At 44.1% G+C, this 20,234-nt stretch carries 20 protein-coding genes; 6 read left to right on the forward strand and 14 right to left on the reverse strand.

Annotated features, from left to right (window positions below):
- The first annotated feature begins 215 nt into the window (after positions 1-215).
- The gene (locus MMY95_RS04820; RefSeq protein WP_011679766.1) at positions 216-662 is read left to right on the forward strand and encodes a ribonuclease H; all 447 of its coding nucleotides are present in this window, start codon (positions 216-218) and stop codon (positions 660-662) included.
- Positions 663-833: 171 nt separating this feature from the next.
- Here MMY95_RS04820 and MMY95_RS04825 read toward each other — a convergent pair whose 3' ends face one another.
- Both MMY95_RS04825 and MMY95_RS04830 read right to left on the reverse strand, forming a co-directional pair.
- Positions 834-2,594, reverse strand: coding sequence for a hypothetical protein (locus tag MMY95_RS04825; RefSeq protein ID WP_241277527.1), 1,761 nt, complete (start codon positions 2,592-2,594; stop codon positions 834-836).
- 559 nt (positions 2,595-3,153) lie between these two features.
- Positions 3,154-4,053 carry an oxidoreductase gene (locus tag MMY95_RS04830; protein WP_015825107.1) on the reverse strand — a complete coding sequence of 300 codons (900 nt, stop codon included), beginning with the start codon at positions 4,051-4,053 and terminating at the stop codon, positions 3,154-3,156.
- A 136-nt stretch (positions 4,054-4,189) separates the two neighbouring features.
- Between MMY95_RS04830 and rihC the strand changes: the two genes are divergently transcribed.
- A complete protein-coding gene (gene rihC, locus MMY95_RS04835; RefSeq protein ID WP_003646441.1) occupies positions 4,190-5,110 on the forward strand; it encodes a ribonucleoside hydrolase RihC in 921 nt (306 codons plus the stop codon).
- Between the two features lie 165 nt (positions 5,111-5,275).
- Here the strand turns inward: rihC and MMY95_RS04840 are convergent, their stop codons facing one another.
- The 3 genes from MMY95_RS04840 to MMY95_RS04850 form a co-directional block, all read right to left on the reverse strand.
- Positions 5,276-5,848, reverse strand: coding sequence for an acetyl-CoA carboxylase biotin carboxyl carrier protein subunit (locus tag MMY95_RS04840; RefSeq protein WP_003643766.1), 573 nt, complete (start codon positions 5,846-5,848; stop codon positions 5,276-5,278).
- Between the two features lie 103 nt (positions 5,849-5,951).
- Positions 5,952-6,407 (reverse strand): hypothetical protein, encoded by a 456-nt coding sequence (locus MMY95_RS04845; RefSeq protein ID WP_003641935.1) that lies wholly within the window; start codon positions 6,405-6,407, stop codon positions 5,952-5,954.
- A 24-nt stretch (positions 6,408-6,431) separates the two neighbouring features.
- Positions 6,432-6,896 carry an Rrf2 family transcriptional regulator gene (locus MMY95_RS04850; RefSeq protein ID WP_063964008.1) on the reverse strand — a complete coding sequence of 155 codons (465 nt, stop codon included), beginning with the start codon at positions 6,894-6,896 and terminating at the stop codon, positions 6,432-6,434.
- Between the two features lie 109 nt (positions 6,897-7,005).
- On the opposite strand from MMY95_RS04850, the gene MMY95_RS04855 reads away from it, so the two are divergent.
- Positions 7,006-8,202 carry a DUF2075 domain-containing protein gene (locus MMY95_RS04855; RefSeq protein WP_087509730.1) on the forward strand — a complete coding sequence of 399 codons (1,197 nt, stop codon included), beginning with the start codon at positions 7,006-7,008 and terminating at the stop codon, positions 8,200-8,202.
- Between the two features lie 30 nt (positions 8,203-8,232).
- A complete protein-coding gene (locus MMY95_RS04860; protein WP_087509728.1) occupies positions 8,233-8,742 on the forward strand; it encodes a YbhB/YbcL family Raf kinase inhibitor-like protein in 510 nt (169 codons plus the stop codon).
- A 112-nt stretch (positions 8,743-8,854) separates the two neighbouring features.
- On the opposite strand, the gene MMY95_RS04865 is transcribed toward MMY95_RS04860, so the two are convergent.
- From MMY95_RS04865 to rpiA, 3 genes are all read right to left on the reverse strand, one after another.
- Positions 8,855-9,223: a DUF1304 domain-containing protein gene (locus MMY95_RS04865; protein WP_013355173.1), complete on the reverse strand. Its 369-nt coding sequence runs from the start codon at positions 9,221-9,223 to the stop codon at positions 8,855-8,857.
- A gap of 264 nt (positions 9,224-9,487) precedes the next feature.
- Positions 9,488-10,993, reverse strand: coding sequence for a multicopper oxidase domain-containing protein (locus MMY95_RS04870; protein WP_241277528.1), 1,506 nt, complete (start codon positions 10,991-10,993; stop codon positions 9,488-9,490).
- A 149-nt stretch (positions 10,994-11,142) separates the two neighbouring features.
- Complete coding sequence (rpiA, locus tag MMY95_RS04875) at positions 11,143-11,811, reverse strand: ribose 5-phosphate isomerase A (RefSeq protein WP_057136819.1); 669 nt, start codon at positions 11,809-11,811, stop codon at positions 11,143-11,145.
- 193 nt (positions 11,812-12,004) lie between these two features.
- Here rpiA and MMY95_RS04880 point away from each other — a divergent pair, with 193 nt between their 5' ends.
- Complete coding sequence (locus MMY95_RS04880; RefSeq protein ID WP_087509726.1) at positions 12,005-12,568, forward strand: M57 family metalloprotease; 564 nt, start codon at positions 12,005-12,007, stop codon at positions 12,566-12,568.
- A gap of 229 nt (positions 12,569-12,797) precedes the next feature.
- Here MMY95_RS04880 and MMY95_RS04885 read toward each other — a convergent pair whose 3' ends face one another.
- Together MMY95_RS04885 and MMY95_RS04890 are read right to left on the reverse strand one after the other, a co-directional pair.
- Entirely contained in the window at positions 12,798-13,067 is a 270-nt protein-coding gene (locus MMY95_RS04885) for a hypothetical protein (RefSeq protein ID WP_003641927.1), read from the reverse strand.
- Positions 13,068-13,169: 102 nt separating this feature from the next.
- The gene (locus tag MMY95_RS04890) at positions 13,170-14,129 is read right to left on the reverse strand and encodes an L-lactate dehydrogenase (protein ID WP_087509724.1); all 960 of its coding nucleotides are present in this window, start codon (positions 14,127-14,129) and stop codon (positions 13,170-13,172) included.
- Between the two features lie 496 nt (positions 14,130-14,625).
- On the opposite strand from MMY95_RS04890, the gene MMY95_RS04895 reads away from it, so the two are divergent.
- A complete protein-coding gene (locus tag MMY95_RS04895; protein WP_003643760.1) occupies positions 14,626-15,942 on the forward strand; it encodes an ammonium transporter in 1,317 nt (438 codons plus the stop codon).
- 330 nt (positions 15,943-16,272) lie between these two features.
- Here MMY95_RS04895 and MMY95_RS04900 read toward each other — a convergent pair whose 3' ends face one another.
- The 4 genes from MMY95_RS04900 to MMY95_RS04915 form a co-directional block, all read right to left on the reverse strand.
- Positions 16,273-17,718 carry an MFS transporter gene (locus MMY95_RS04900; protein WP_011100971.1) on the reverse strand — a complete coding sequence of 482 codons (1,446 nt, stop codon included), beginning with the start codon at positions 17,716-17,718 and terminating at the stop codon, positions 16,273-16,275.
- Positions 17,715-18,257 (reverse strand): helix-turn-helix transcriptional regulator, encoded by a 543-nt coding sequence (locus tag MMY95_RS04905; protein WP_011100970.1) that lies wholly within the window; start codon positions 18,255-18,257, stop codon positions 17,715-17,717. The genes MMY95_RS04900 and MMY95_RS04905 overlap by 4 nt, the downstream gene beginning before the upstream one ends.
- A gap of 226 nt (positions 18,258-18,483) precedes the next feature.
- The gene (locus MMY95_RS04910; RefSeq protein WP_087509720.1) at positions 18,484-18,756 is read right to left on the reverse strand and encodes a hypothetical protein; all 273 of its coding nucleotides are present in this window, start codon (positions 18,754-18,756) and stop codon (positions 18,484-18,486) included.
- A gap of 380 nt (positions 18,757-19,136) precedes the next feature.
- On the reverse strand, positions 19,137-20,228 hold the full coding sequence (locus MMY95_RS04915) for an ABC transporter ATP-binding protein (RefSeq protein WP_003641921.1): 1,092 nt from the start codon (positions 20,226-20,228) through the stop codon (positions 19,137-19,139).
- Between the last annotated feature and the right edge of the window lie 6 nt (positions 20,229-20,234).

Here is a 20,234-nt window from a genome sequence, read left to right on the forward strand (position 1 = left end):
TATTGCTTAATAACTTCTTAATTATCCATGTATTTAATCGTAGCATAATCCGCCAAAAATCATAGTAATACGCACTGACAATTCACTAAATTTTGTAACTATTGTAGTTTCATGTTAAAGTTATTCATTAATTTAAAATGAAACTGGCTAGTTTTTACGAAACTATTAGATGAACCACTCAATGGATTATCATTACAACTAAGGAGGCCCCAACAATGGCTACGATTCATCTTTACCTTGCAAGTACCAACCACCAATCGACCAACATCACCGCAACGACCCCCGCTGCCTGGGTCGTCATTCTGCGATATGCTGACCATCAAAAGGCACTAAACGACGGTGGCTACGGACATACCGAAACTTCACTGGCCTTGAGTGCTCTGACCACCGCACTCGCCACGTTGAAACGTCATGATTTACCCGTTCATATTCACACCACAACTGAACAAGTGGCGGCGGTTATTAGCGAACAACGTTATTTAAGCTGGCAGCAAAACAACTGGGACGTTCCCGAAGCCGACCAACCAGACCTACCCCAATGGCAAACGCTGATTCCCATTATCGAAGAATTTCCCAACCTCACCATCACCTACCACCCCGTGGACGATCCCGCGATGACCACCGCAACGACTACGCTAACGGCGGTGATGACGAAGCTATAAAATCGAACTCATTTCCTGTCAGTCATTTTGGACATAAATAAGCCGATCGTATACTTGACGGTCGGCTTATTTAGTTGAATTAATTTCTTCATAACTACTGTTACAATCTCGCAACAAATTCTACATATAGCTTATTTCCAATTGAATTCATCCACAATGATTGACCAACAACTACAGGTCCCGCACATCTTCAGTATTAGATGTGAAATAATATTCATTGATAACTCGATACTTCCCTCTAGTTCTTTCAGCGATTTCTTCATAAATCGCATTAAAGTCACGTTCGAATGCATTCTCATCTTCATGCGTTTTAAATCCATTATATCTAAATTCATAACCATTATTGGTAAACAGCTCGCTATACTGACGATTTAAAACGTTTACCTTCGCCACTAGTCCTGAATCAGGATATAGCTCATCCGGGAGTCCATTTTTAATCAATTCATTATCCTCGTTATATACCCAAATAAAGGAAGAACCCCATTCCATAAATAGTCTTATTTTACGTTTTGGCATAGTAGTGTCTATTGACTCAGTTGCTGCGGCCATCGATACAACGCCTGTTTTCCTTAAATACATCTTAACTTGTAATTTATTGGCAGGTAAACCAGTTATCGTAATATTGGTTAACTTATTATTTACAAAGACAGCACCACAATCAGGGCATGTTTTCAATAATCGCTTATGGGCATTAGTCGTACTCAATTGAAGTCGAGCCAGATTACATTTAAAACATAGTTCGTCCAATGTATACCGACTCATAATATCTATCAATTGCATTACTTGCCGACACATTGCCGCATTACCAATATTTTTCGCCACCATATCTTTATTATTAGCAACAATCTCAGATAAGTTCTTGTCCGTATGACCAAGAATATAATCTTTCGCAGTAGATTGTTGAACTGTTTTCAACGTAACTTGACCGGTATATTTTGTAAATCTTCTACGATAAAGCTTAGTTATATCGACTAAAGCGTCATACGTAGGGCCTAAATTTTCTATATCAAAATTCTGATAAACCTTCAACAGATCAGCTTTTAATCCTGGATACGTCCGCACATGAGTCTTTGCTTTTTTATCCACTACAGGTTTAGGTTTATTAACGATAGCACTGTTTAATTCAGCCTCACTCGGTATAGCTTGCGACGATGCTACCGTCGTTGCTGTTGGAAATACCTTGTCTACTTTCCCCGTAATTTTGTTTAAGACCGCGTACTTCCCCCCTAGTCGCCGCTTCAAATCCTTGTGAATAACCATGAATGCACGTAAAAACTGCTGTTCATCTGCCGCAGTTGCAAAACCATTGTAGCTAAAATCATGCTGATTATTAGTAAACAAACTATCGTATTGCTTTTGCAACACCAATAGTTTTTTATTAAGCGTTGCGTCCTTTCGCAATACTTGCGGCAAATCATTACTAATTAGGTTACCCTTCTCATCATACAACCAAATCGGATAACAACCATATTCCAACATAATTCGAATTTTCTTCACCCGTGGATATTTATCCAACAACGGCGCCGGATAAGCACTAATAATGTACTGGTCTCGCGACAACGTCACTGCTAAAAGATGCTTTCGATACCGATAGTGAATAGTCAATAGTACACGATGATATGGTTGCCACTTGTCAGAGTGCCCCCCAGATCGATAATAGCTATTAACAGCTTTCGCAACCAGTTTAGGAATAGCAGTTTGTGAAACTCCTTGGGCTGCAAATGCTTCACCATGATTTTGAATAATATGTTGAAAACCCATGTGTTGGTTGCCACTATCAATCCAGTCAAATTGAGTATCATCTTCTCGAGCAGTCCGTTTTTCGTGCCAGAACATTAAATAATTCATCGTTGCAGCCAAAATAACGACGCCAATAACACCAATTTTTTCCGGCAAATCAGGCATCATTATGGTTAACCCTAACGTTGCCATTACACAACCGAGGGACAGTATGATTGTCAACAAATTAGTAACGCCTGCGTGTTTGACGAGGTAACAACAGTAACTGATTCCAACAGTTAAGATGCTTACCAAACCTCCTACAATCACCACTATCTATCCCCTTTCAATATCATCAAACCTTATAGATCAACAAACCGCACTTTACTGCTACCATGAAAACACGGCACTTTTTTACTTCTATTTATAATTTACACCCGTTAATTTTTTCAGTGTCCATGTTAGCTCTATAAAACGGCACCTCATCATAACACAGCTTCATTATTTACAAATAAAGTAATTTCACTATCCTCTTTCAACGATACATGGCTACTAATTAAACGGTAATAGCAGTCATACTTAGCATAGCATCAAGAGTCACATCGAATTAATAATTCGAATAAACTAAAACAACATAAAATGGCTACTTCAAAAATTATAAATTAGTTTTTGAAGTAACCATTTAATAACTCGTCAAAAATACGGGCGTACTCACTTTATTCAACTTTCCATAAGGTTTTAATACCTATAACGAGTCAATACCAACATTATTCTATCCTATTTTTCCATGCCGATAATGCCGACTCCCGGTTCGCCGGTCCTTACGCCGCGTGACTTTTGACAGCTTAGCCGCACCATTGACGGCTGAGTTCATCATGCGGTCAAACTGACGATCACTCAACCACTGACGAGCCGTTAATGAGACCCCCGCGCCCATACCTGCGTGATAGCGAGTCTTAGGCTTCACATCATTGACAGCGCGAACCATCAGTTTAGCAATCACTCCCGGATTGGAAGCAAACTGATCGAACAATGACAGCATCGCACCGACCTTAACGGCTTGTTCATGATAGGCTGTCTCACCGGAAACTGCCAACAACTTTTTTTCCGCAATTCCAGCCCATTCAGTCTTGATTCCACCAGGTTCAACGATGACAACATCTATACCAAATGGTGCGACTTCCATCCGTAACGAATCGCTCATCCCTTCAATTGCGTGTTTGGTCCCCATATACCAAGCACTTAAAGGCTGATAGATCTTACCCCCAATTGAAGAAACATTAATGATCCGACCACGATGTTGTGCCCGCATCAACGGTAAAACTAATTGTGTCAACCGCATCACACCAAAGACATTGACCTTGAATTGGTACTCGCCTTCTGCGACCGGAACGTCTTCCAAGGAACCGTATGAGCCATACCCCGCATTGTTGATTAGGACATCAATGCGCCCCTGTTCGACCTGAATCGTCTTGACAGCCGCGATTAACGTCGCTTCATCCGTCACGTCGACTTTTAAAACGTGCACTCCAGCCGCTGCTAAATCCGTCATTTTTTCAATCCGCCGTGCGGCTCCGTACACAATGTTCCCCTGAGCTTGTAACTTCAAAGCAGTTGCTTTACCGATCCCCGAAGATGCGCCCGTAATTAAGATGACCCGTGGTTGACTCATAATCCGTTCCTCCATCGTTAACTGTATTTACTGTCATGCTACGTCAAACCCTTCACAATTGCAATCGAATTCATTGCCCGTAGTATGCTAAAATAGAACTAATTTCAAGCACGTCAATTTAATTGGAGGAATGAACATGTCAACAAAGATTATCATGGACACTGACCCTGGTATTGATGATGCCGCCGCAATTACCTTTGCGTTAAATCATCCTGACTTGGACTTACAATTAATTACAACGGTCGCCGGCAATGTGACGGTCGACAAAACGACGCTGAATGCGCTCAAACTAACGCGCTTCTTTAACAGTGACGTTCCCGTAGCGGGTGGGGCTGCCCAACCGCTGATCAAACCGTTTGAAGATGCCGTCCGAATTCACGGTGTTTCAGGAATGCCGGGTTACGACTTCCCGACTGACCTTGCGGAACCATTACCAGAAACAGCCGTTGAAGCGCTCCGTGACTACATCATGGCTGCTGAACAACCGATTACGTTAGTGCCAACGGGAGCCTATACCAACATTGCGCTCTTATTTAAGACCTACCCCGAAGTAATGCCACACATTAAAGAAATCGTTGCGATGGGTGGGGCCTTAGGCAAAGGTAATATGACCAGCGCCGCAGAGTTCAACGTCTTTACCGACCCGCACGCGGCTGAAATCATGTACCAATCCGGCGTTCCAATTACCATGGTCGGCTTAGACGTGACGATGAAGGCCCTTTTAACGCGCGAATCGATTGAACAGTTACCGACCCTCGGTAAAACTGGCGAAATGCTCCACGCCCTCTTTGGTCATTACAACGACCGCAACCAGACTGGCGTTGCGATGCATGATGTCAATACGCTCTTCTACTTACTACATCCAGAAGCCTTCACGACTGAAAAGATGTGGATTGATGTCCAGACGGAGGGCCCCGCTAATGGCGAGACCGTTGGCGATATTCGTGGTGCTTACCATGACGGCAAAACCAACGCGACCGTTTGTGTCGATATTGATGCGGCTGCTTTCAACAAGTGGTTCCTAGAAACCGTGGCAGCCATTGACCAACCTAAATAAACCACTACCAATCGTCATTAATTAAGCTAAAAAATGAACCACTTCAGCTTGCATAATTATCATGTGCGCTTGAAGTGGTTCATTTTTAGTTTGCGTCACGCTTTTATCAAAACGTAGTGCTACTCAAAGTGCTTAATACGCTCAGCAACCACTGACCGTACCTGATTAAATGTCATCCGGCGTATCTGGGACTAATTGAATCAATGGTTGACCGAAGTTGACTTCTTCACCATTCTTCACTAGGAAGGCTTTGACCGTCCCCGCTTGCTTAGCAACCACTGGCCGCATCATCTGCATCGCTTGAATGAGGCCGACTTGTTGACCAACGCTAACGTGGTCGCCTAACTTAACGTATGGCGCTTCTTCTGAAGAATGCGCTGGGTAATAGATTCCTACGACCGGTGCCGTCACGCATTCCTTAGGATCAATCGGCGCTGGTTCTGGTTCAGGATCAGGTGTTACAACGCTCGTCGGATTGCTAGCCGTACTGGTCGCCACTGGGGTTGGTTCCGCCTCCGCAACAACTGGGGTACTAACTGTTGAGACCGGTGTCGGTGTGACCGGCGTTGGGTCAATCACCGGCTGATTGGGAAGTGGCGCCGGCTGCGGGGTCACCGTCGTCTTGCCGTGTCCCTTCTTACCCATTTGAATTTCAAAATCTTGGTCCCGATACTCAAAACTAGTTAAACTGCTTTGTTCAAACTTGTCCATTAACTGATAAATCTTATCTAATTCCATACAACACCCTCCAATTAATTTACGCTTTGATTATAACGCATAGTTTAGCGCAGGAGTGTGGTGGAAGTATGAACGCTTCTTTAAGAATTCGTCAATATTTCGTTTAAGCAGACGCCAACTCATGATCCGCCGGAACTAATTTAAACAAAAATAATGGTGCTGGTGACTTACCTGCCTGCGCGTACGCTAACACTGTATCAACGTGGTCTAGCTGTAACAACCGATCATCAAGTTGCCACAAGCCGCGTTGGTAATAGTCGCGGCAATATTGCACGAGGTTGGTCAAAAAGTTACCGACGGCCTCATTGACCGTCGCGCCACGCCCATCGACACCCCAAAAATCGGCGGATTCTAACCAGTACCGTTGTTCCGATAATTCTCGATAACGACCAACTTCATGAATTAACACTAACCGTGCTGTCATTGCCAAGGCCCCTTTCAATCTCAATGCCACTTTCATAATGACATCTAAGATAGCACCGATAATTAGCCCTGACAATCCTGAATGGCAAACCCGTTTCAAATTAAGGTTATTAACGAAAATCGCCTTATTTTTCAATCAAGTGACGCTTTTTACTTAAGATTATGAATCTTGTTCGTGTCGTAAAAACGTGCCGTGGTGGTTCAGGTCGGCTTGTAAATCAGCCATTGTAAACTGATGATAGTAAGCCCGATATTGACGGTCAGCTACTGTAAATAAATCCGTCAACGTTTCACTAATATTGGCCGCAATTGGGGATTGATCAGCCTGTTCATCCGTTTTGGATGGTCCCGTAATGAAGCGCGCATAGCTAATTGTTGGGGGGATGGTCAAATCATATAGATCGCCGAGGTTCATATCGGCCAACGCCAAGTCTAATTGGTAGCCCCCATTTTTACCAACCGTCCCCGTTAAATATCCATGCTTATGTAGAACTGATAAAATATTGCGAATCATCACCGGGTTAAGATGCAGTGACTGCGCGAGTTCCCGACTAGCGACCTTACTATCACGGTGTGCATCAAGGTACAGGATACTATGCACCGCCACCGAAAAATCAAGTTTCATGTTACTTCCTCCCACACTTTGTCATAATTCTATTCTACCACCAACTGTAATGACTCTCATTTCAATTAGCCCCAATATGCAGGTATAATGTGTTTGGGAGTGAAAAAATATGTCATCTACAATCAGTGCCGCAACGTTCAAGCTAAATGATCAAGCTGCGTTGTCACCGGCACAACAATCATTAGAGCACCAACTATTAACTTTTATCCGTACCCATCGCCAGCAAAAACAGCCCAGCCTCTTTGTTATTCATGGTGATGCAGGAACTGGCAAGAGTGCCGTATTAGCCGCCGCGTTTGCTCGGCTACAAGCCCTCAATCGTAGCTTGACACCAAACGATTTGCAGGCCACTGACAACTATCTCGTCGTCAATCACAATGAAATGCTCAAAATTTATAAGCGCTTAGCTGGTGAAGATCCTGTCTTGCGCAAAAAAGACTTCCAAAAGCCCACTCCGTTGATCAACCGGTTGGCAAAAGACCACCGGCAAGCAGACGTTGTTTTTATCGACGAAGCGCACCTATTACTCACGCAACCAGACCGCTATAACCGCTTTACAGGTCACAACCAGTTAACGGAACTGATCAATCATAGTCGCGTCGTTGTCCTCGTCTTCGACACCCGTCAAGTCTTGAAGTTAAAGAGCTACTGGCACAGCAACGATCTCAAGCCATTTTTAGACCAGTACCCGCACGCGAGCTACAACTTAGACGAGCAATTTCGGGTCACTGGCGGCACCGATGTTGTCGACTGGATCGATGGTTTTACCCGCGGGCAATTACAACCAAAACCCGTTAGCGATAACTTTGATCTACGCTTTTTTGATGACGGGCAACCCTTATACGACCTGATCAAACAACGCGACCAGCAGTATGGACTCGCTCGGATGGTGGCAACCGCTGACTTCCCGTACGTCGTTAATCATGGCACTTGGTACGTGACGGCCGGACAATTGAAGCTTCCGTGGGATAAAGTCAACTTAACTGATGATCCTTGGGCCTTACGACCTGAGACACTGAATGAAGTTGGTTCTATTTATACCATTCAAGGGTTTGATTTGAATTATGCGGGGGTCATTCTTGGCCCTTCTGTGGGCTATGATGAAGACCATGATCGGATTGTCGTTCGCCCTGAACGCTATGAAGATGAAGAAGCGTTCAAAAACCGGACAGACTTAGGCGATCTGCGTCCCCTTAAACAGCAGATTATCTTTAACTCAATCAACGTCTTGATGAAACGTGGTCGTTATGGGCTTTATATTTATGCGGTTGACCCAGCACTACGCCAGCGACTATTAGCGTTATAATAAGACTAATTACACGAGGAGGGATTTGCAATGCAACTATCAATTCCGACCATCAATGGCACCCTTGCAGCCACCTATTCCAAACAAGCGGCCGTTGCCCAAACGTATAAGGGCCACCCCATCATCTCGTTTCCCGTTGACATTAGTGATGTGCCAGCTGGCACCCATTCACTGGCGTTCACTTTCGTTGACCACGATGCAATTCCGGTAGGTGGCTTCACCTGGATTCATTGGATTGCCGCCAATTTACCGGCAACCACGACCCACATCCCTGAAAATGCCAGTCAGACCGGTGCTATTCCGATGGTCCAAGGTAATAATTCCACAGCGGGCGCCTATGTTCACGAGACTGATCCGAAAGTTAGCCAACACTACGTCGGCCCGTATCCGCCTGACAAGGATCATCGTTATTCATTTAAACTATTTGCACTTGATACTGAGTTAGACCTCCAACCTGGATACTGGCTCAACGAATTTCATGATGCCATTGCCGGTCACGTGCTAGCAACTGCTAAAACGACGGTCATTGGCAAAGTGTAATCCAATCTGCCATATAATATGGATAGCTTAGACAACCAAAAACGTTGCTACAGAATCACGTAGCAACGTTTTTTATTAACACTAATATAATTGCATTACTTCAAAGAACCGGCTAAGCAAAATACATCAGAATAAACGCAATTAATGCCGGTAGCCCCTGAATCACGACGATCGCGCGACTGACAGTAATACTACCATAAACCGCGGCAACCATCACACAGGCTAAGAAAAACAGGGTTGCCCCGACGCTCGCGACGGCCGGAATCACAAACAAGCTGTATAAAATACCGACGGCCAAGAAACCGTTATATAACCCTTGATTTTTAAACAATAATTGCACTGACGGCGACTGTAGCGTTTGCCGTGGAATTCCAAACGCTTTTGCGGCCATTTCACTATCCGCATTAAACATTTCCAGCCACAAAATAAATAAATGTTCAACGGCAACCAAGATCGCCATAATCATTGCTGCAACGTGCATCCTAATCCCCTCCTTTTTTCGGTCCTTACTTGAATTGTACCAGTTACTGCGCCTAAACTGTAGAAATACAGACTTACTTGTCTTTATACGAGCTAATTCGTCACAAATCATGATTAAAACATGGTAAATCCGGGGTCAAAACCGCCACCGTTTTGACCCCGAGGTGCTTTTAAATGATAAAGCCCGGCTACGACCAAGCAGATAACTTGCTAGTTGCAACCGGGCTTTATTCACATCTCATCACTAAATTAGCTTAATCTACACTTACATACCGGGCATCCCAACATCTTCGGGCTTGATGCCTTGTTCCTTCGCAAAAGCATTCCGTAAGGTGTCCATATCCATTAAATGATAAGTTTGTGGGTGTTGGGGATCATATGATTCAATTTGGGCCATCATACCACCATCTTCATGTTCGATGATATGGCAGTGATACATGTAAACTCCTGTCAGCTCAAATTTGACCTTGATCCGCACCGTTTCACCAGGGTTGACACCGACCGTATCCTTCAGCCCATGTTCATTAGGATAAACTGGACCATCATTCCGTGCCAAAACTCTAAACTGAGTCCCATGAACGTGGAATGGATGAACCATGCCGTTTTCAGTACTGTTGGTGTTGCGGATTTCCCAAATGGCGACATCCCCAACTTTCTGCCGAGCGTCGATGCGACTCATATCGAATTTCTTACCATCCAGCGCGACTTCATCATCCATCCCATCCATCGTGATTGTGCGAACAGGTAAGTCAGGTGTTGGGGTTTCATCAGGAATATCAACTAAATGTTCTGGTAGTTTGGTGTCATCCGGTACGAACGACTTGATTCGGAAACGACATAGCGGCGTATCATCCGTCATCAGCGTGACTTCATCGCCCGGCTGATACTGACCGAAATCAACGACAATTTCGTCCCGTTCCGCACAGGTCATCATCACTTTAGTCATATAAACCGGTGCCGGCAAAATGCCACCATCGGAAGCGACTTGTGCAAATTCCAAATCGTCATTGAAGTGCAGACGCCATTCGCGCCGGTTCGACCCATCCAAGATTCGTAGCCGCACCCGCTGCGTCGTCACATCAAAATATGGGTTGACCGTCCCGTTAACTAACGCCGTATGCCCTTGAACACCATCTGGATCATAGTCCGCCCGGTAATCAAATTGGTTATCATCGTGAAATTCACGGTCTTGTAATACCAACGGAATATCATCCACACCATAATTACGTGGTAACGGTAACTGATCTTCAACGTCATCCTTAATAATCACCATCGTTGCTAGGCCTTTCCAGACCTGCGTCGCAGTCGATGGGCACGGATGAGCATGTAACCACGTAGTCGCAGCTGGTTGATGTACTTTAAAGTCAATGTGATTCGTTTCACCGGGATAGACCGGTGCGTGGCAGCCACCATCGGTAATGGGCCCTGGGACATTCAAGCCGTGCCAATGGAAAGTCGTCAATTCTGGGAGTTTATTTTCCAAGTCAATATGGGTCTGCTTACCATTACGAAAGACGATAGTTTGGCCTAGGAAGCCCGCATTATAGCCCCACGTTTTAGTCTTCTTACCAGGTAAAAACTGAGTTTCGCTTTCTTGCGCCGTGACGGTATAGTAATCATCCGTATCCGTCTGGCGGTCCGGCTTCAATAACGGCGGAATCGCTAACGGTTGTGGCTCGACTTTCGGTGTAACTAGTGGAATATAGCCACCGTCATGTGTGTTGTAAGCAGGTTCATCAAAAAAATAATCAGTATAGACTTTTTTTGCCATGTTGACATCCCCTTAGATATTTAAAATAACTTAGATTCAAAGAATGGTGGCGCTTTTATACGTCACCTTCAGTTTAGAATTATTTTAAAAAAGTGTCAAACGAATTTCAGCATTCGTTTACTGGTTACTAAGGTCGTCCCTGATGACACTTAAAATAGCGCTTTGACTGTATTCGTGGTCGCATCACCCAACCAAGCATTCGTCACCAAATGATCAAAATAGCTCGTTTCAACAACGCCAGCCAAAGTTGCTAATTCAACATTCAGGTCCGTAAGTTTGGCATACGTTGGAAAATGACAATCGATCAATAAATTGCCGCTATCGGTTAACGTGAAGCCATCCCGATTATTAGCAGTTCGAATGGTTGCCTGACCACCAAGATCACTCACCGTCCGCATGACTAACGATAAGGCCGCTGGCAGTACTTCTAAGACTAGTGGCGTCTTGATATCAAATTGATCGACTAACCGGTCCTGCATCGTTAACAGCCAATATTCATCCGCCAAGCTGGCAATAATCTTCTCATTAGCATGGATTCCACCGCCACTTTTGAGCGCGTTACCGTGATGATCTAACTGATCGCAGCCGTCAAAAGCAATATCGATGCGGTCACAATATGCAGTATCTACAACGGTATACCCGAGAACGGTCGCAAGTTGGCGGGTCGTCGGTGATGGGGTGACGACCGTAATATCATTCACATGATTGGCTGCCTCCTTGACCAGTTCACCAACCGTCGAGCCACCCCCAAAACCAACAACCATTTGCGGTTTTATTAACGTCAAGGCTTGTTGAACAATTGCCTGTTTAATCGTCATATCAATTTCCTTCCATCATCATAAGATATTCTCATCATAGCACGCGATAACCTATTTAACTAACTTTAATCGCGATCAAACCATGCGATTCTAGGTCAAATTTGAGTCTAGGATGGGGCTCCTATCTCAATAACGTTTTAAAATACAATTATTGATGGCGACCTTCGTTTTTGGGGGAAAGAGGGTTACAACAATGAAGAATAAGTACAGTGCTAAGTTAGGTTTAACCACATTAACCGTGATTTTTGGTCTTGGGCTGACACCAATTGCCAACGCAAAATCGATTGCGACACCATATTCACGGAGTCGTTGGCCACACGCTCAAGTGACCTACGTCATTCAAGCATCATCATACGAGCGGCACGTCTATCAAGCGGCCATCCAAGCCTGGAATGCGACTGGTCACTTTAAATTCGTGCCGGGAACCACTGCTCATCATCAAATTACTTTGGGGACCAGTAATGCCACCAGTGGGCAGTATTATCGCTTAGCTGGTATTACTTTTTCGACCGGTTATACCAATGGTTATTACACAAAAGCGCAAGTGTACTTGTTAACACGTAATTTTGTACGCTACCACTATTCTTATACGGATCAAGTCCACGTGGCTGAACACGAGTTAGGACATACTATTGGTTTGGAACACAGCCGTGATCACCACAGTGTCATGTTAGCTGATAATCGCTATAACGGTATTAGTGCAGCCGATAGCGCGGCGGTGCGTCTGCGTTACCGCTTACCTGTTGGCAGGCTTTAGGTAAAGCTATCCAACTAGGTCTGCCATTAATACCTTGGGTGCGGTGACCCCACTTTGATGTTTACAATCAATACCGCACCCAGGAAGGCCGCGATGATGAGTCGCGACCTTTTTTATGAGCACCGATGGCCGTAATCATTGTTGAAACATAACTTAATTAGCACGCTAAAAATGATTGCAGACAAAAAGCACTTTGATACGGTCGATTCCTCGTATCAAAGTGCTGCGCTTAGCTGTGCAGTAAATAACCATAGCTTCCTAAAATAACTAGTACATACCCTGTAGCCGTGACTAATGCTAGCAACATGCCGCTTCCAGGTTGCCACCCGCGGCGATGACAAAAAGTCAAACAGCCACTGGTTAACAACATTAGCGCAAACGTTGCTGCGATGACTCCGAAGAACTGGCCCCATTGACCAAGCAAGGCACAGCCTACTCCCAGAATCGTCGCGATTACAATCACGAACCACCGTTGCCGGTTTGTTAATTGTCGGCGCATATTCATCCCACCATATAGTTAATGCAGTCAACGTTCTGCTTAGTAAAATTTTAACATTTTGGTAGAAGTTTGCCAAACAAGACAATTAACAACCGTCACTTTTTAGGCTTGTTGACGTTTTTTTACTGATTGATCGCTTAAGACGTCATCAAAGGCGTGGAATTTCTCGATAATTGTGTCCGCTGAATTACGGAACTTAGCTTGTTCATCAGCAGTCAGAGCAAGCGTCGTCACACTCTCGACCCCATCTTTGCCAATGATTGCTGGCTGACCAACATACGTCCCAAAGGTCTCACTATACGCAGAGACCGGGCATGCTAAGCGAGCATTTGCAAAGACTGCTTCACTTAATTTAACCGCGCAAGTGGCAATGGCAAAACTGGTATAACCCTTACCAGAATGAACCGCCCAGCCACCATGGCGTGCAGCTGCCTCAAGTGCATCTAAGTCCAAATGATACTTATCAACCAAGGATGTAATTGGAATACCATTAACCTGAACCGTTGACCACGCGCTGAATTGTGATTCGCCGTGTTCACCGTAAACATACCCGCTAATGTTTTTTGGATCACAGTCGAAGGCTTCTGCGACAACCTTTTGCATGCGCGCCGTATCCAAGAAAGTCCCAGTCCCAAAGACCTGTTGGCGTGATAATCCCGTTGCGCGTTGGAAATAGTGAGTAATTGCGTCGCACGGATTCATTGTATCGATGACCACGCCATTAAATTTGGTTGCTTTAACTTTCGGAGCGATATCTTGAACGATTTGCTTCGTATATTCAAATTCAGCCCATCGGTTACCGGAAGCATGGTCTAACGCGTGAATGTTGCCGCTAGTAACAAATAAAATATCCGTGTCGTCTAATTCATGATAGTCATTGATTTTAATAATCGTTCGACTATCTAAACGGGCTTGAGCGTCTTGTAAATCTAATTGCTCTGCGCGAGCTTTAGCCGCATTAGTATCAATCAAGACTAATTCATCCGAAATTCCTTTACAAACTAATGTATAAGCAATGGTCGCCCCAACGTGGCCGACCCCAATAATCGCATATTTTCGCATAAGCTGAAACCCCCGTTTTAATTATTAAGACGTTATGTAATAATCTCATCGTCTTTTAATTTATGTGGTGATAACCTTACTGCTCTAGTTAGTAATGGTCAATTGCTGAAAGCGCCTCACCTTTCATATCATCATTTTCTTAAGCAATAGCACGCACTATAGTTACCAATTCCCCTAATTAGTTTAAGATAATTAATCACTTGCCCCCCATTGCCTAATTATTTTCATTACCGAACTAATCGCGACCACTCTTGGAAGTCACTTCCTACATTTCTGCCAATAAGCAACCTTGACCGGCTTTTGCTAAGAATTTACAAGGAGTCCACTCATGTTTTCAATAGTTTCGCGTCACAAAATCTGACATAAACAGTTCCATAATGACACCAAAGCCCGTTTGTAAGTTTAATATTTAACCTAAACACAAAAAAAGAGTGCGTCGCTCAATAATCAATGTTATAATTTCTAACATCAAATGGTATGGATAGGGGTTGGAAGTATGAACGCTGCAAATTCAACGTTTTTAGTGTTATCTAGTATATTGGTATTATTCATGACGCCCGGATTAGCATTTTTCTACGGTGGCTTAGTTTCCAAACGGAATGTCGTTAACACCATGTTATCCGTCTTCATGATTTGTGGCTTAGCAATCTTGTTATGGCTCGCATTCGGTTATTCACTATCTTTTTCCGGTGATTTAGGTGGCTTTGTCGGTAATCTCAAAGCCACTTGGTTGCATGGTGTGGACTTGACCGCGCTTACCGCGACAAAGATTCCCAACGGTTTATATCTCATCTTTCAAATGATGTTTGCCATTATCACGCCAGCACTATTTGTTGGCGCGGTGGTCGGCCGTATCCGTTTTAAATTCTTATTAACCTTCATCATCTTCTGGTCACTCCTCATCTACTATCCAATGGTTCATATGGTTTGGGATAACGGTTTATTAGCTAAACTTGGCGTCATCGATTTCGCTGGTGGTACCGTCGTCCACATCAATGCCGGTATCACCGCTTTAGTCTTATCAGCATTCTTAGGTGCCCGCCACAAGTATGGCAAGGATATGACCCAGCACTATAACATCTTATGGGTATTGCTGGGGACCGCTATTTTATGGATCGGCTGGTACGGTTTCAATGCCGGTTCGGCGCTTGCCATGAACGACATCGCCATCCAAGCCTTCTTAACCACGACCGTTGCCACCGCCACTTCCATGATGACGTGGATGGTCGTTGATATGCTAACCAAAGGCAAACCAACCCTAGTCGGTGTCTGCACCGGTACCCTTTGTGGTCTCGTTGCGATTACACCTGCTTGTGGCTACGTCACCATTTCTGGTGCCTTTTGGATTGGCCTTATCGCCACATTAACTAGTTACGGCTTCATTACGTTCATCAAACCACGCTTAGGTATCGATGATGCACTCGATGCCTTTGGATGCCACGGTGTTTCCGGCATGGTCGGCAGTATCATGACTGGGCTATTCGCTAGCAAAGCCGTTAATAACACAATTTCTCTAAACGGTCTTTTCTATGGTGGCGGCTTTAAATTATTCGGATTACAGCTATTAGCAACGATCTTTACCATTGGCTTTACTACCATCGTTTGCATCGTCATTATCGTACTATTGAAACGAGTCATCAGAATGCGCGTTGACGAACAAGAGGAAGAACTCGGACTCGATCAAGGCGAACACGGCGAAGTCGCTGACTACACCGTTCAAATGAGTCACGACTTGACGAACATTCAACACCATAGCGATGAATTTCGTGGTCAGTTAGCGCAACTGCTAGATAAGCAACAACGATTCCGATAATCGGAATCATGGGCGTAATATGCACAGGTTTCAGTGCGTTCGAGAAATCAGTCGCATGGCACATTTCTATCAATGCTCAGTATCACAAGCGGGCATAAATCAGACGGGAGAAGACTGAGGATTAGCCTAACTAGGGAATTAAACGACGAGTTTGGCGTCATACCGGCGCTAATCCGAGTTTTTTTTCAGTGAGCTTATGCCCTGGATCTTTAAAACAAGCCTGATTTAACCAGACCCCCTTTCACCAACATCAAGGATGCAAGAATATAAAAACGTGTCGCAAGAAATCATCTCAGATTTCTCGCAACACGTTTTTTGATTTGCTAATGTTTACTTGGCAGGTGCCGTGCGTCGATGTTTTAGTAACCGCCCGCCAGTAATGACCGTCGCAACTAAACAAATCCCTAACGAGACCACGAACGCAATGTGCATACCATCAATAAAGATCTCCGGGTGAGCTGGCAGGTATGACGTAACCTTATACCCCGCTGATTGACTCATTGCCGAATATAGTACGGTCGTGGCAACTGAAATTCCAACAATCATGCCTAATTCACGTGCCAACGCGTTAATCCCGCCAGCAACGCCCAAGTCTTTGACCGCCACTGAACTCATCACGATCGAATTATTGGGTGCCATGAAGATACCATTGCCAAATCCAACTAATCCGACGAATAATAAGAAGAACCAAAGTGGCGTTGCTAGCCCCACAACCATGTAACCCACTTGACTGATTGAAATCAGGACCAATCCCACGAACGTTAACAATTCTGGTCCGATCTTGTCAGAAATCGTCCCAGCAATCGGGGCGACCACCACTTGTACGATTGGGAATACCATCAAGGCGTAGCCCGCATAGTTTGCCGCTAGCCCCCGAGCATTTTCTAAATAAAACGGGGCAATCACGTTAAAGAAAAAGTTCGCAATAAAAATTAATAACGCACATAAGATACTAATGCTAAAACGGGCATTCTTAAATAATTGTAGCGCTAGCAGCGGATTTTCATGACGTAACTCGACGCGAACAAAAATAATCAGCGTCACAATTGCCACTGCAAACAAGGCTAAGATAACCGGCTGCAAGAACCCAATCTGTTGCCCGATAAACACACCTGCAAATAGTGCAACCATGAGTACGGCAAATAACCCCGCCCCGGTCTTATCCAATGGTTGTTGCGTCGTCGTGACGTCTTTTGGCAAAATCATTGCGCCTAAAATCATCGCCAAGATTCCCACCGGAACATTGATCCAGAAAATATAGCCCCAGCTCAAATGAGCTAGGATCAAACCACCGATACCGGGGCCAGCAATACTCCCCAATGCAACGAATGAGCCAATCATACCTAGCGCCCGGCCCCGTTCCTTAAACGGGAAAACTTCGGTAATAATCCCGTTGTTCGTACTCATCGTCATTGCCGCTCCGACTGCTTGAATACTGCGTGCAATGAGTAGAAATGGCAACCCCACACTGAATCCTGACAATAACGAGCCAATAATGAATAGTAAGGACCCGATTTTAAACACCCGAATCTTACCGTAAATATCACCTAATTTACCAAATAATAACAATAACGCACAAATCACAATCAAATAAATTGAGACGACCCATTCTGCCTGATTCATTGGAATCGCTAAATCCTTACTCATTACTGGCAAGGCAATGTTCACAATACTCCCATCTAACGTTGACATGAACGTAAATAAACATACCGCAACCAATATCCACCAGCGATGCTTTTGAATTTGTGGATCAGTCGCAAACGACATTGTTTTCATCCCTTAACTTCCCCTCCATTGCGCAACTGGCGGTCAAGCCAGTCTAATTGTGCTTGGGCTCGTACCCGTTGTAACTCATTGACCATCAACGCATCTTGAATATCAGCGGCAAGCATGTGGGTATTCGTCATCACCCGTTTGTGCTGCGCCGTTAAGCGTGCGACCTGTCCCTGTGCAAATTGCTGAAAATCCAACAAGATTACTTGCTGCTGATCACAACTTAATAAATGTAAAAAATTCAGCTTTATTTGAAACGTTAACTGCGTTTGCTTATTGAGCGCGACTGGCGTCATAACTAACTGCCAAAATTGCGTGCGACCAGCCGCTGTTATCGTGGCTAACTTTTGTGGCCGTTTATTAGTGGTCCGCTTAAACGCCAGTGTTAATTCTTCAGCCGCGGCTAACTTATCTAGCAACGGGTACAACGCACCAAAACTAATGGTTAATTCTGAACCAACTACGTTTACCAGCGCTTTACGCAACTGGTAGCCCGTCATCGGATGATCCATCAACTGTCCTAAAATAAACAATTCATACATTAAATTCACCAATCCTTCGCGCTGTTAAGTATATATATCTTTTAGATATATTGCAAGGTTCCAAACTGATTTTTTAATTATGCCCCTCCGTTACCGAATAACCCAGTTCACGTTTAATGCTAGATTAAAACGGCTAAACATCAGTGCTTCTCAAATCGATTTTTAGGCAAAAAAATAGCACCTCTCAGGACGACATCATCGTTCGAGGTGCTATCTCATTTAATCATCACTTATGTTTCGATTTTTTATCCTTAATAAAGAAGTACCCGAATACTAACATGACCCCAATAGCCAGTACATCTAACGCATTAAAGGGGTTCTGAAATTGCGGTCCGGCCAAAATCACCAATATTGCGACAAAACATAGCCCAATTAACCACCACCCGTATTTTTGAAAGAAACGGATAAAGGTACTGTCTGGAAATTTGAATTTGATATATTGTAATACCAATATTAATAGCACATAGGCGACAACATTTAAGAATAGTGGCGTATCCATGATATGACCCCCTTTATGCTCTAGTATTAAGATAACCCACCAAATGGTATTCCAGGCGGAAAATAATCTAATGCTTATAACGAATATAACTAGATTGCTGAAGCATTACAAAAAATCAAGCTTAATTTAACCCGAAACCAACTCATAAATTGTGAATTGAAGTTTAGACATTTTCCTTTCAAATTGGTAGTACGGTCAGCCCAAGCTTATCCCCTCGAATTAAAGCATCAGCGGCCCCCAGTCCGAATAATGCGCGACGTTGTATTGTACTTTATTCCAACCAAAGCCGGCTTGAATTCACGCAAAAAATGGGTGATTGCCATCGCAATCACCCATCGATATTAGTATGTTAACTTAATGCAACCACTAACCAGCCGCCGTCACTTACTATTGAATAAGACCGACTGACTTTTAATATAATGATTGACTGGATGTAACAGTACTGTCGGATTCTCAATCGCCGAAGTAACCGAGTGACCTGAAACATTCACTAACGCAAAGAAGACGAACAGGACAATTGCCACTAACATGACGAGCTTGGTAGCAATCGTCATCTTTTCTGGCAAGATTTGCTTGTATAGCGTCCGATGAACTTGACGGCTAACCGCCTGCTTACTCTTATCGCTATCCTTAGCCTTTTCTTCGACTAATTGTCGTTCATAAGCGACAATGTCAAAGTCCGCTTGTTCCTTCTTCTTACCGACCTGATACTTCTTACGATAAGCCGCCGTTTGCGCTTTGAAATCCTTAGAAAATTTCCGGTAATGATCAACAGTTTCCTTGGTCTCGCCGACTTCTAAAAGATCCCCAAAGTGCATCCAAGCGACCCGGTCACAAAGTAATTCCACTTGCCGTAAATTATGGCTGACAAAGATAATGGTCTTCCCTTGCTTCTTGAATTCCATAATCTTATCCACACATTTTTGATAGAAGGTGTCATCACCAACCGAGAGTGCTTCATCAATAATCATGATGTCGGGATTGATATGCACCGCAATCGCAAATCCCAATCGTGACCGCATCCCGGTCGAATAGTCCTTAACTGGTTGACCAATAAAATCACCAATATCCGCGAAATCAACAATATCATCACGAACCGCTTGGATCTCTTTAATACTCAACCCTTGCATGAGTCCTTTCAACCGAATGTTTTCATCACCGGTTAAATTCCACTTTAAGCCGGCTCCGATTGAAATAATGGACGTATCACCGTGCACATCCACTGTCCCAGTCGTTTGAGGAATGATTCCCGAAATGATATTCGAAATCGTTGACTTACCAGAACCGTTGATTCCGATAATCCCCAACGCTTCACCTGGTTTAACGTTTAAGCTGACCCCTTTTAGCGACCAAAACCGCGGGACATCAACATTACCAATGTTAAAAAAGTGTTTTAACTTATCGTTGTTACTACGATATAAATCATATTCTTTAGTGACATTATGCAATTCAACCTTATATTGATTTTCCATCAGTTC

The organism is Lactiplantibacillus sp. ME-2, from assembly GCF_022549155.1.
Classification (GTDB): Bacteria; Bacillota; Bacilli; order Lactobacillales; family Lactobacillaceae; genus Lactiplantibacillus; species Lactiplantibacillus plantarum.

Coding starts and splice junctions, on each gene's coding strand:
- MMY95_RS04820 (WP_011679766.1), top strand. CDS start 216: ATGGCTACGATTCATCTTTACCTTGCAAGTACCAACCACCAATCGACC.
- MMY95_RS04825 (WP_241277527.1), bottom strand. CDS start 2,594: ATGGCAACGTTAGGGTTAACCATAATGATGCCTGATTTGCCGGAAAAA.
- MMY95_RS04830 (WP_015825107.1), bottom strand. CDS start 4,053: ATGAGTCAACCACGGGTCATCTTAATTACGGGCGCATCTTCGGGGATC.
- rihC (WP_003646441.1), top strand. CDS start 4,190: ATGTCAACAAAGATTATCATGGACACTGACCCTGGTATTGATGATGCC.
- MMY95_RS04840 (WP_003643766.1), bottom strand. CDS start 5,848: ATGGAATTAGATAAGATTTATCAGTTAATGGACAAGTTTGAACAAAGC.
- MMY95_RS04850 (WP_063964008.1), bottom strand. CDS start 6,896: ATGAAACTTGATTTTTCGGTGGCGGTGCATAGTATCCTGTACCTTGAT.
- MMY95_RS04855 (WP_087509730.1), top strand. CDS start 7,006: ATGTCATCTACAATCAGTGCCGCAACGTTCAAGCTAAATGATCAAGCT.
- MMY95_RS04860 (WP_087509728.1), top strand. CDS start 8,233: ATGCAACTATCAATTCCGACCATCAATGGCACCCTTGCAGCCACCTAT.
- MMY95_RS04865 (WP_013355173.1), bottom strand. CDS start 9,223: ATGCACGTTGCAGCAATGATTATGGCGATCTTGGTTGCCGTTGAACAT.
- MMY95_RS04870 (WP_241277528.1), bottom strand. CDS start 10,993: ATGGCAAAAAAAGTCTATACTGATTATTTTTTTGATGAACCTGCTTAC.
- rpiA (WP_057136819.1), bottom strand. CDS start 11,811: ATGACGATTAAACAGGCAATTGTTCAACAAGCCTTGACGTTAATAAAA.
- MMY95_RS04880 (WP_087509726.1), top strand. CDS start 12,005: ATGAAGAATAAGTACAGTGCTAAGTTAGGTTTAACCACATTAACCGTG.
- MMY95_RS04885 (WP_003641927.1), bottom strand. CDS start 13,067: ATGCGCCGACAATTAACAAACCGGCAACGGTGGTTCGTGATTGTAATC.
- MMY95_RS04890 (WP_087509724.1), bottom strand. CDS start 14,129: ATGCGAAAATATGCGATTATTGGGGTCGGCCACGTTGGGGCGACCATT.
- MMY95_RS04895 (WP_003643760.1), top strand. CDS start 14,626: ATGAACGCTGCAAATTCAACGTTTTTAGTGTTATCTAGTATATTGGTA.
- MMY95_RS04900 (WP_011100971.1), bottom strand. CDS start 17,718: ATGAAAACAATGTCGTTTGCGACTGATCCACAAATTCAAAAGCATCGC.
- MMY95_RS04905 (WP_011100970.1), bottom strand. CDS start 18,257: ATGTATGAATTGTTTATTTTAGGACAGTTGATGGATCATCCGATGACG.
- MMY95_RS04910 (WP_087509720.1), bottom strand. CDS start 18,756: ATGGATACGCCACTATTCTTAAATGTTGTCGCCTATGTGCTATTAATA.
- MMY95_RS04915 (WP_003641921.1), bottom strand. CDS start 20,228: ATGGAAAATCAATATAAGGTTGAATTGCATAATGTCACTAAAGAATAT.